Source organism: Streptomyces sp. NPDC057438, from assembly GCF_042802995.1.
In the GTDB taxonomy this organism is placed as follows: Bacteria; Actinomycetota; Actinomycetes; order Streptomycetales; family Streptomycetaceae; genus Streptomyces.
The window spans coordinates 22,898-31,576 of sequence record NZ_JBHVDD010000104.1; the positions used below are offsets into that span (position 1 = coordinate 22,898).

General features: G+C 69.2%; 10 protein-coding genes. All 10 read left to right on the plus strand.

What is annotated here, in order from left to right:
* Positions 1-90: 90 nt before the first annotated feature.
* The 10 genes from ACFU5F_RS36805 (at position 91) to tatC (ending at position 8,619) form a co-directional block, all read left to right on the plus strand.
* Positions 91-1,350 (plus strand): MFS transporter, encoded by a 1,260-nt coding sequence (locus ACFU5F_RS36805; RefSeq protein ID WP_383897201.1) that lies wholly within the window; start codon positions 91-93, stop codon positions 1,348-1,350.
* A gap of 9 nt (positions 1,351-1,359) precedes the next feature.
* Positions 1,360-2,721: a Pup--protein ligase gene (gene pafA / locus ACFU5F_RS36810; protein ID WP_013004876.1), complete on the plus strand. Its 1,362-nt coding sequence runs from the start codon at positions 1,360-1,362 to the stop codon at positions 2,719-2,721.
* 131 nt (positions 2,722-2,852) lie between these two features.
* On the plus strand, positions 2,853-3,848 hold the full coding sequence (locus tag ACFU5F_RS36815; protein WP_383897206.1) for an FKBP-type peptidyl-prolyl cis-trans isomerase: 996 nt from the start codon (positions 2,853-2,855) through the stop codon (positions 3,846-3,848).
* Positions 3,849-3,910: 62 nt separating this feature from the next.
* Positions 3,911-4,282 (plus strand): FKBP-type peptidyl-prolyl cis-trans isomerase, encoded by a 372-nt coding sequence (locus ACFU5F_RS36820; protein ID WP_383897208.1) that lies wholly within the window; start codon positions 3,911-3,913, stop codon positions 4,280-4,282.
* Positions 4,283-4,432: 150 nt separating this feature from the next.
* Positions 4,433-5,410 (plus strand): helix-turn-helix transcriptional regulator, encoded by a 978-nt coding sequence (locus ACFU5F_RS36825; protein WP_383897210.1) that lies wholly within the window; start codon positions 4,433-4,435, stop codon positions 5,408-5,410.
* Between the two features lie 15 nt (positions 5,411-5,425).
* Positions 5,426-6,433 (plus strand): helix-turn-helix transcriptional regulator, encoded by a 1,008-nt coding sequence (locus ACFU5F_RS36830; RefSeq protein ID WP_383897213.1) that lies wholly within the window; start codon positions 5,426-5,428, stop codon positions 6,431-6,433.
* A gap of 155 nt (positions 6,434-6,588) precedes the next feature.
* Positions 6,589-6,849: a hypothetical protein gene (locus ACFU5F_RS36835; RefSeq protein ID WP_275460632.1), complete on the plus strand. Its 261-nt coding sequence runs from the start codon at positions 6,589-6,591 to the stop codon at positions 6,847-6,849.
* 22 nt (positions 6,850-6,871) lie between these two features.
* The gene (locus tag ACFU5F_RS36840) at positions 6,872-7,066 is read left to right on the plus strand and encodes a hypothetical protein (RefSeq protein ID WP_383897215.1); all 195 of its coding nucleotides are present in this window, start codon (positions 6,872-6,874) and stop codon (positions 7,064-7,066) included.
* 258 nt (positions 7,067-7,324) lie between these two features.
* Positions 7,325-7,612, plus strand: coding sequence for a Sec-independent protein translocase subunit TatA (gene tatA / locus ACFU5F_RS36845; protein ID WP_383897217.1), 288 nt, complete (start codon positions 7,325-7,327; stop codon positions 7,610-7,612).
* 50 nt (positions 7,613-7,662) lie between these two features.
* Positions 7,663-8,619, plus strand: coding sequence for a twin-arginine translocase subunit TatC (tatC, locus tag ACFU5F_RS36850; protein WP_383897220.1), 957 nt, complete (start codon positions 7,663-7,665; stop codon positions 8,617-8,619).
* The last annotated feature ends 60 nt before the right edge of the window (positions 8,620-8,679 follow it).

Sequence of the window (8,679 nt, forward strand, 5' to 3'; positions counted from 1 at the left end):
TATGGACTGGTGGACTGGGCACATGGTACGTATGACGGGAGACGTTATACGTAACACGTCGCTCGTCGAGCGCCCTTCGAGAGGCAGGACATGGCCGCCGGATATCTCGGGATCCTCAGGACGCGGCATGCCGCGCGGCTGCTCGCCGGAACACTGGTGGGCCGGCTGCCGAACGCCACGGCCGCGATCGCGATCGTGCTCTTCGTCCGGGCGGAGGGCGGCGGCTACAGCCTCGCGGGCGCGCTGGCGGCCGTGTACGGCCTCGCCAACGCGGTGGGGCAGCCGCTGCTGGGGCGGCTCGTGGACCTGTACGGCCAGCCGCGTGTGCAGCTCCCGGCGGCCGTCGTCTCCGCGCTCGCCATGACCGCCTTCGCCCTGTCGGGGCTGGATCCGCTGCCGGTGGCGTACCTCGCGATGGCGGTCGCCGGGCTGTTCACGCCTCCGCTGGAGGGCGGGCTGCGGGCGCTGTGGTCCTCGGTGCTGCGCGGGGAGGAGCAGGTGCACACGGCGTACGCGATGGACGCGGTGGCGCAGGAGGTCATGTTCACGGTCGGGCCGCTGCTGGTGACCGTGTGCGTGGCGCTGTGGTCGGCGTCGGCGGCGCTGGTGGTGCTCAGTGTCGTCGGGGTGCTCGGGGCGCTGTGGGTGGTTCTCTCGCCGCCTTCGCGGGCCTGGCGTTCGGCTCCGCGTGAGGCGCACTGGCTGGGCGCGCTGCGTTCGCCGGGGCTGCTGGCGCTGCTGGGCGCGTTCTTCTTCGTCGGTATCGCGCTGGGTTCGATCACGGTGGCCGCCCTGTCGTACGCGGACGGAAACGGCGGGGACGCCGTCTATGGCTGGCTGATGGCGGGTGTGGGGCTGGGCGCGCTCGTGGGCGGGACGGTGTACGGCGCGTGCCGGTGGCGTGGGGCGCCGGAGCGGCGTCTGCAGGCGCTGGTGGCGCTGCTGGCGGTCTGTTACGTGCCGCTGACGCTGATGCCGGGGCCGGTGGGGATGACGGGGCTGACGACGCTCGCGGGGGTGTTCCTGGCGCCGGCCATCGCCTGTGTGTTCGTTCTTGTCGACCGGCACGCGCCGCGTGGCACGGTGACGGAGGCGTTCTCGTGGATCGTGACGACGTTCACGGTGGGCCAGTCGGCCGGAACGGCGGTGGCGGGGCCGGTGGTCGAATGGGGCGGAACGCTGTGGGGGTTCGTCGTGCCGGGTGCGGCGGGGGCCGTGTCGTTGCTGGTTCTGCTGGCCACCGGACGGGTTCTCGCTGATCCCTCCGGGGGTGCGGTGGTTGCGGCCTCATCGGAAAATGATCCAAACCGTGCTGCCGAACCCCGTTTCAGCTCGGTGGATCGGGCGTAATGTTCAGTCATGGACCGCCGCATTTTCGGGCTGGAGAACGAGTACGGCGTCACGTGCACGTTCAGGGGACAGCGCCGTCTGTCTCCTGACGAGGTGGCGCGGTACCTCTTCCGCCGTGTCGTGTCATGGGGCCGCAGCAGCAATGTGTTTCTGCGGAACGGGGCCCGTCTCTATCTCGACGTGGGCTCACATCCGGAATACGCGACACCCGAATGTGACAACGTGACCGAACTCGTCACTCACGACAAGGCCGGCGAGCGCATTCTCGAAGGACTGCTGGTCGACGCCGAACGCCGCCTGCACGAGGAGGGAATCGCGGGCGACGTCTATCTCTTCAAGAACAACACGGACTCGGCGGGCAACTCGTACGGTTGCCATGAGAACTATCTGGTGGCCCGGCACGGGGAGTTCTCCCGGCTGGCCGACATCCTGATTCCGTTCCTGGTCACCCGGCAGCTGCTGTGCGGCGCGGGCAAGGTGCTGCAGACCCCGCGTGGTGCGGTGTACTGCGTGAGCCAGCGCGCGGAGCACATCTGGGAGGGCGTCAGCTCGGCGACCACCCGCTCCCGGCCGATCATCAACACCCGCGACGAGCCGCACGCGGACGCCGAGCGGTACCGCCGTCTCCACGTCATCGTGGGCGACTCGAACATGTCCGAGACGACCATGCTGCTGAAGGTCGGGGCCACCGACCTGGTGCTGCGCATGATCGAGGCGGGCACGGTCATGCGTGACCTCACCCTGGAGAACCCGATCAGGGCGATCCGCGAGGTCAGCCATGACATCACCGGCCGTCGCAAGGTGCGGCTGGCCAGCGGCCGGGAGGCCTCCGCGCTGGAGGTGCAGCGCGAGTACTACGAGAAGGCCGTGGACTTCGTGGAGCGCCGCGGCATCCGTACGGGCACCGTCGAGCAGGTCCTGGAGCTGTGGGGCCGCACGCTGGACGCGATCGAGGCCGAGGACCTCGACCGGATCGGTACCGAGATCGACTGGGTGATGAAGTACAAGCTCATCGAGCGGTACCGGGCCAAGCACAACATGACCATGTCGCATCCGCGGGTCGCCCAGATAGACCTCGCGTATCACGACATCCACCGCCGTCGTGGCCTCTACTACCTGCTGGAGAGGAAAGGTCAAGCCACCCGTATCTGCAATGACTTGAAGATCTTCGAGGGCAAGTCGGTTCCGCCGCAGACGACTCGGGCGCGGCTGCGTGGTGACTTCATCCGGCGCGCTCAGGAACAGCGTCGGGATTTCACGGTCGACTGGGTCCATCTCAAGCTCAACGACCAGGCACAGCGCACGGTGTTGTGCAAGGACCCGTTCCGTTCGGTGGACGACCGGGTGGAGAAGCTCATCGCGGGAATGTGAGCCGGAATGTTCCGGGCCTGATTGTCGGAACGCAACGCGGGGCGCCGTACGTTTGCCGTACGGCGCCCTTCGCACGCCGTAGAGTTGCGCGCACGCCATCCGACAAGATCGACCGATACGAGGCCTTCATCGTGCGCCGACGCTCCCTTCTCATCGCTGTTCCCGCTGGACTGGTCACGCTCGCCGCCTGTGGTGACGGTGAGTCCGACTCGGCCAAGGCCAGCAGCAGCCCGTCCGCGTCGGCGAGCGGCGCGGCGAAGCCGCCGAAGATCGTGGACGGCCCGCTGCCGGCGATCACGGGCGGGGTGAAGTTCGACGAGAAGCCGACCGTGGCCAAGGGCAGCGGTGAGCCGTCGAAGGATCTGGCGGTGAAGACGGTCATCGCGGGCAGCGGGAAGACGGTCGCCGAGGGCGACTACATCCAGGCGAACTACCTGGGGCAGATCTGGTCGACGGCGAAGGTCTTCGACAACTCCTACGACCGTAAGACCCCGCTGGTCATCCAGCTCTCCCCGCAGGGCATCATCGACGGCTGGCGGTATGCGCTGACGGGCAAGAAGGCCGGCAGCCGGGTGCAGATGGCCGTGCCGCCGACCTGGGGCTACGGCAAGGACGGCAACGCGCAGGCGGGGATCAAGGGCACCGACACGCTGGTCTTCGTGGTGGACATCCAGGACACCTTCAACGCCAAGAGTTCGGCGAAGGGCACGAAGGTCGCGCAGGACGACGTGGACCTGCCGAAGGTGGGCACGAACACCGACGGCAAGGCGCCCTCCATCGAGGTGCCGAAGGTCGACCCGCCGACGAAGCTGGTGGCGAACTACATCATCGAGGGCGACGGCCCCGAGGTCGGTGCGGACGACAGCCTCCTCGTGCAGTACAAGGGCGTGCTCTGGGACACCGGCAAGGAGTTCGACTCCTCGTACAGCCGTGGGGCGCTGAGCTCGTTCGGGTTGAAGCAGGTCGTCAAGGGGTGGTCGCAGGGCATGACCGGCAAGAAGGTGGGCAGTCGCCTTCTCATCGTCATCCCGCCGAAGCTGGGTTACGGGGACACGCCGCCGAGTGGCAGCGACATCAAGAAGGACTCCGTGATGGTGTTCACCGTGGACATCCTCGCGAAGATGTGAGGCCCCGGGATGCGAGACTGTCCGGCGTTGTCCAGTACATACACAAGCAGGAGCCTGAAGACGTGAGCATTGACAAGCCCGAGATCGACTTCCCCGAGGGCGAGCCGCCGGCGGACCTGGAGATCAAGGACATCTGGGAGGGCGACGGCGAGGTGGCCCAGGCGGGCCAGACCGTGACCGTGCACTACGTGGGTGTGTCCTTCTCCACCGGTGAGGAGTTCGACGCCAGCTGGAACCGTGGTGCGCCGTTCCGCTTCCCGCTCGGCGGCGGTCGTGTCATCAAGGGCTGGGACCAGGGCGTCCAGGGCATGAAGGTCGGTGGCCGCCGTCAGCTGACCATTCCGGCGCACCTCGCCTACGGCAACCAGAGCCCGACGCCGGCGATCAAGCCCGGTGAGACGCTGATCTTCGTGGTCGATCTGCTCGGGGTCTGATCCGTCGGAAGCCGTGTCAGGGCCGACCGTGTCGTGACCGGTCTCGACTGTCTGGGGTCCATGCCTGTTCGGGCATGGGCCCTCGGCTTTTGCCGCGACGCTTCGTAGCGGTAGGTTCGTGCCGCGGAAACACCCGGAGGAAGGGCGTCGATGGCCATTGCCAAGGCCGAGCGGTTGATGAACCTGGCGCTGTGTCTGCTGGGGACGCGCCGGCCGCTCAGCAAGCGCGAGCTGCGGGATTCGATCGAGGCGTACGTCGAGGCCGTCAGGCCGGAACACGGCGCAGCGGGAAGCGACGACTCCTTCAACCGCATGTTCGAGCGCGACAAGGACGATCTGCGCGAACTCGGCCTGGTCATCGAGACGGTGGAGAACCTCGACGGCGAGGTCGGCTATCTGGCCCGCCGCGACAGCAACAGCCTCCCGCCCATCACCCTCGACGCCGAGGAGGCCGCGGCCCTCGGACTCGCCGCGAAGGTCTGGCAGCAGGCGCGTCTCGCCGGAGCCGCGAGCGGCGCCCTGCAGAAGCTGCGCGCGGCCGGACTGCCCGAGGACGTCGACCCCTACGAGGCCCACGGAGCCCTGGAACCGCGCATCCCGGTGCACGAGGCCGCCTTCGAACCGCTGATGCTGGCCTGCCGCGACCGGCGCCCGGTCGTCTTCGACTACCGCAAGGCGACCGCCGCGCGCCCCGAGCCTCGCCATGTGGAGCCGTGGGCGCTGGAGTGCTGGCGCGGTCACTGGTATCTCGCCGGGTTCGACCGTGACCGCGGGGCGGAGCGGGTCTTCCGGCTCTCCCGGATCACCGGCAAGGTCCGCAGCCGGGGGAACGCCTTCACCGCGGAGGTGCCGGACGTCGTCACGGTCCGGGAGACGGTCGCGAGCTGGGCCGGGGAGACCGCCGACCGGTCCGCGCTGATCCGGCTGCGCTCCGGCGCCGGTTACCCGCTTCGGGCGAAGGCCTCGGCCGTACGGGAACTCGGGGACGGCTGGGACGAGTTGGAGATTCCGTACGGGCACGGGCTGGATGCCTGGCTGGTCGAGTTCGGGCCCGACGTGGTGGTCCTGGAGCCCGCCGAGCTGCGGGCCGACGTGGTGGACCGGCTGCGTGCCGTGGCCAAGGGTTGAGGGGGACGTAGGAACGTGGTGGGAAAACCGGCCCGGCCGACGAATGCCCTCGACCAGACCCGGCGGATGCTCTCCCTGGTGACGTATCTGCGGGAGCGGCCCGGCGCCCGGATCGAGGACGTCGCCCGTGCCTTCGGGATCACCGAGGACGAGCTCGTCTCGGACCTCGATGTGCTGCCCATGTGCGGGACCAGCTTCCGCGGCGGTGATCTGCTCGACATCGACACCGACGGCGAGCGCATCTGGTGGCACAATCCGGCCGCCCTCGGCGCGGAGGCGGCCGAGCCGCTGCGGCTCGCCGCGGACGAGGCAACCGCCCTGCTGGTGGCCGCCCGTGCGGTGGCCACCCTGCCCGGACTGCGGGAGAGCGACCGGCAGGCCCTGCTGCGGGCCACCGCCAAGGTCGAGGGCGCGGCCGGGGAGGCAGCGGGCGCCAGCTCGCGGCTGTCGGTCACCTTCGAGGCCGAGGGAGGGGTCTTCGCGGACGTCGACCGGGCCATCTCGGAGCGCCGGCGGCTGTGGATCCGCTACTACTCGCCCGCCCGGGACGAGGTCACCGAACGCGAGATCGACCCGATCCGCCTGGTCAGCGTCGGGCACACCTATGTCGAGGCATGGTGCCGGCGCTCCGAGGCGCGGCGTACGTTCCGGCTGGACCGGGTCGCCGAGATCAAGATCCTCGACGAGCCGTCCGCGCCGCCCGAGATCGAGCTGCGGGACCTGTCGGAGGCGCTGGTGCAGCCCGCCGCCGAGGATCCCGAGGTCGTCGTCGAGGTCGGGCCCGGTGGGCGCTGGGTCGCCGAGTACTACCCGCACGACACCGCCGAGGAGCTGCCGGAGGGCGGGCTGCGCATCAGCCTGCGCACCCCCGAACCCGCCTCGCTGCGGCGCCTGGCGCTGCGGCTCGGGCGCGACGGCCGGATCGTCTCCCCGCAGGACCTCGCGGAGAGCGCGCGTACGGCCGCCCGCGAGGCGCTGGCGGCCTATGACGAGGCCGCGACGACGGTGACGACGAGTCCCTGACGGCGAGTCCCCGACGGCGGGACCGTGACGACGGCGTACGACCGGAACAAGGAGATGCGAGGGCTGTGAGCGGCGGTTCGGTTGTGTCGGGTGTGAAGGCCGGCGTGAAGTCGGGCGTGAAGTCCGGTGTGCAGGAGATCCAGGAGATCGGGGAGATGACCGTGGCGGTCGCCTTCGCGGGTATGAAGAAGGCCGTGGACGTGGTGTTCAGGGCCGGCTGCCCCGACTGCCGGGCCCATGTCGAACTGGGCGCGAGCGCGCTGCGGCTGGCCATCGGCGCCACCAGCAAGACCACGTTCTACTCCTTCACCTGCCCGGAGTGCGGCATCGCCGTCCGCAAGCCGGCCGGCGAGCGGATCGTGGAGCTGCTGACCGGCGGCGGGGTGCGGACCCTGCGGCTGCATTCGGCGGGCTAGGGCCAGGCAGTAGGGTCGGCTCATGTTCTGGGCGATGTTCGCGGTGGCTGTGGGTTTCGTGGGGCTGGTCGTGCTCGGGGTGCTCGCCGTGCGGGTCTTCCTGGAGGCCCGGCGGCTGGGTACGCAGGTCACGGAGTCGGCGCGCAGGATCAGCCGGGCGGCGGAGGATCTGGAGCGGGCGACAGCCGGCGCGGCCCGCTCCGCGGACGCTCTGTGAGTTCCGGACGAGGGCCCTGTGACTTCACCGGTGAGTGCGTTTTGCGCCACTTCGCCCTGTCACCTTCTCACCTTCGGCAGGTACGCTGCCTGTCGCGGCACGGAGAACGAGGCCCGGGTCGCGAATCGGGAGTACGCAGGGGGATTGCCTGACGTTTACCCCTGAGCGTTACGATCGCTGCCAGCACGATCGTTCGGACACCTGTCCGACCGGTCGGACAGCCCCCACCCGCCGCCTCGGTGAAGAAGGTAGACAGCTATGGGTAGGCTCGGCCCCACCGAGATCATTCTGATCCTCGTCGTCATCATCCTGCTGTTCGGTGCGAAGAAGCTGCCGGACATGGCGCGCTCGCTGGGCAAGTCCGCCCGCATCCTCAAGAGCGAGGCCAAGGCCATGAAGTCCGACGGCCACGACGACACCAACGCGGCGGCCGCGCCTCCGCACCCCGGCGGCGAGACCCCGGCACAGCGCACCATCCAGGCCGCCCCCGGCGACGTGACCAGCTCCCGCCCGGTCACCGAGCCGACGGACACGACCAAGCGCTGACGCAAGGCCGGACGGGACGTCCGGCCTGCCGCACGAGATGAGGACGTGGGTTGCTCAAGTCTGCCCGCAAGACGGAGAAGGAAAAGGACCCCGAGGGGCGGATGCCCCTCGTGGAACACCTTCGCGAGCTCCGCAACCGGCTCGGCAAGGCGATGCTGGCCATCGTGATCGCCTCGGTGATCGGTCTGGTCTTCTACCAGGAGATCATCAACTTCCTCACCCGGCCCGTCCAGGAAGCCGTCGGCTGCACGCGGGACTTCACGGAGCTCGCCAAGGAGAGCAAGGGAGCCTGCGGCAACATCACGATGTCGGGTCTGATGGGTCCGTTCACGTTGATGATCAAGGTGTCCCTGACGGCCGGTGTGGTCATCGCGAGCCCGGTCTGGCTCTACCAGCTCTGGGCCTTCATCGCGCCCGGCCTGCACCGGCACGAGAAGCGCTACTCGATGGCGTTCGTGGCCGCGGGCTTCCCCCTCTTCATGGTGGGCGCCTACTTCTCGTACCACGTGCTGCCCGCGGCGGCCGAGGTCCTGCTCGACTTCACCCCTGACGACACGGTCAACCTGCTGCCGCTGGACGAGCTGCTCGACCTCGTGACCCGCATGGTGATCGTCTTCGGCCTCTCCTTCGAGCTGCCCCTCGTGCTGGTCATGCTGAACATGACCGGCATGGTCACCGGCAAGCGGATGCTGGGCTGGTGGCGGGCCATGATCATGTCCGTCACCGTGTTCGCCGCGTTCGCCACCCCGACCGTCGACCCGGTCTCGATGCTCTCGCTCGCCGCGCCGATCATCGCGCTCTACTTCGTCGCCACCGGGATCTCCCTGCTGAACGACAAGCGCCGGCGGCATCGCGACGCACTGGGACCCGCCGACGACGAGGCGTCCGAGCTGGATCTCACCCCCGAGGACATCGGGGAGATCGAGGCCGTGCCCGCGAGCCGGGCGCTGCCCGCACAGGCCGAGCCCGGCCGGGAACGGATCAACGGCTACGACGACGTCACCTGAGCACCGGCCGCCGCCCTGGAGCGGCGGCCACGGCGGCGGGCCCCACCGAAGGTTCTCGGT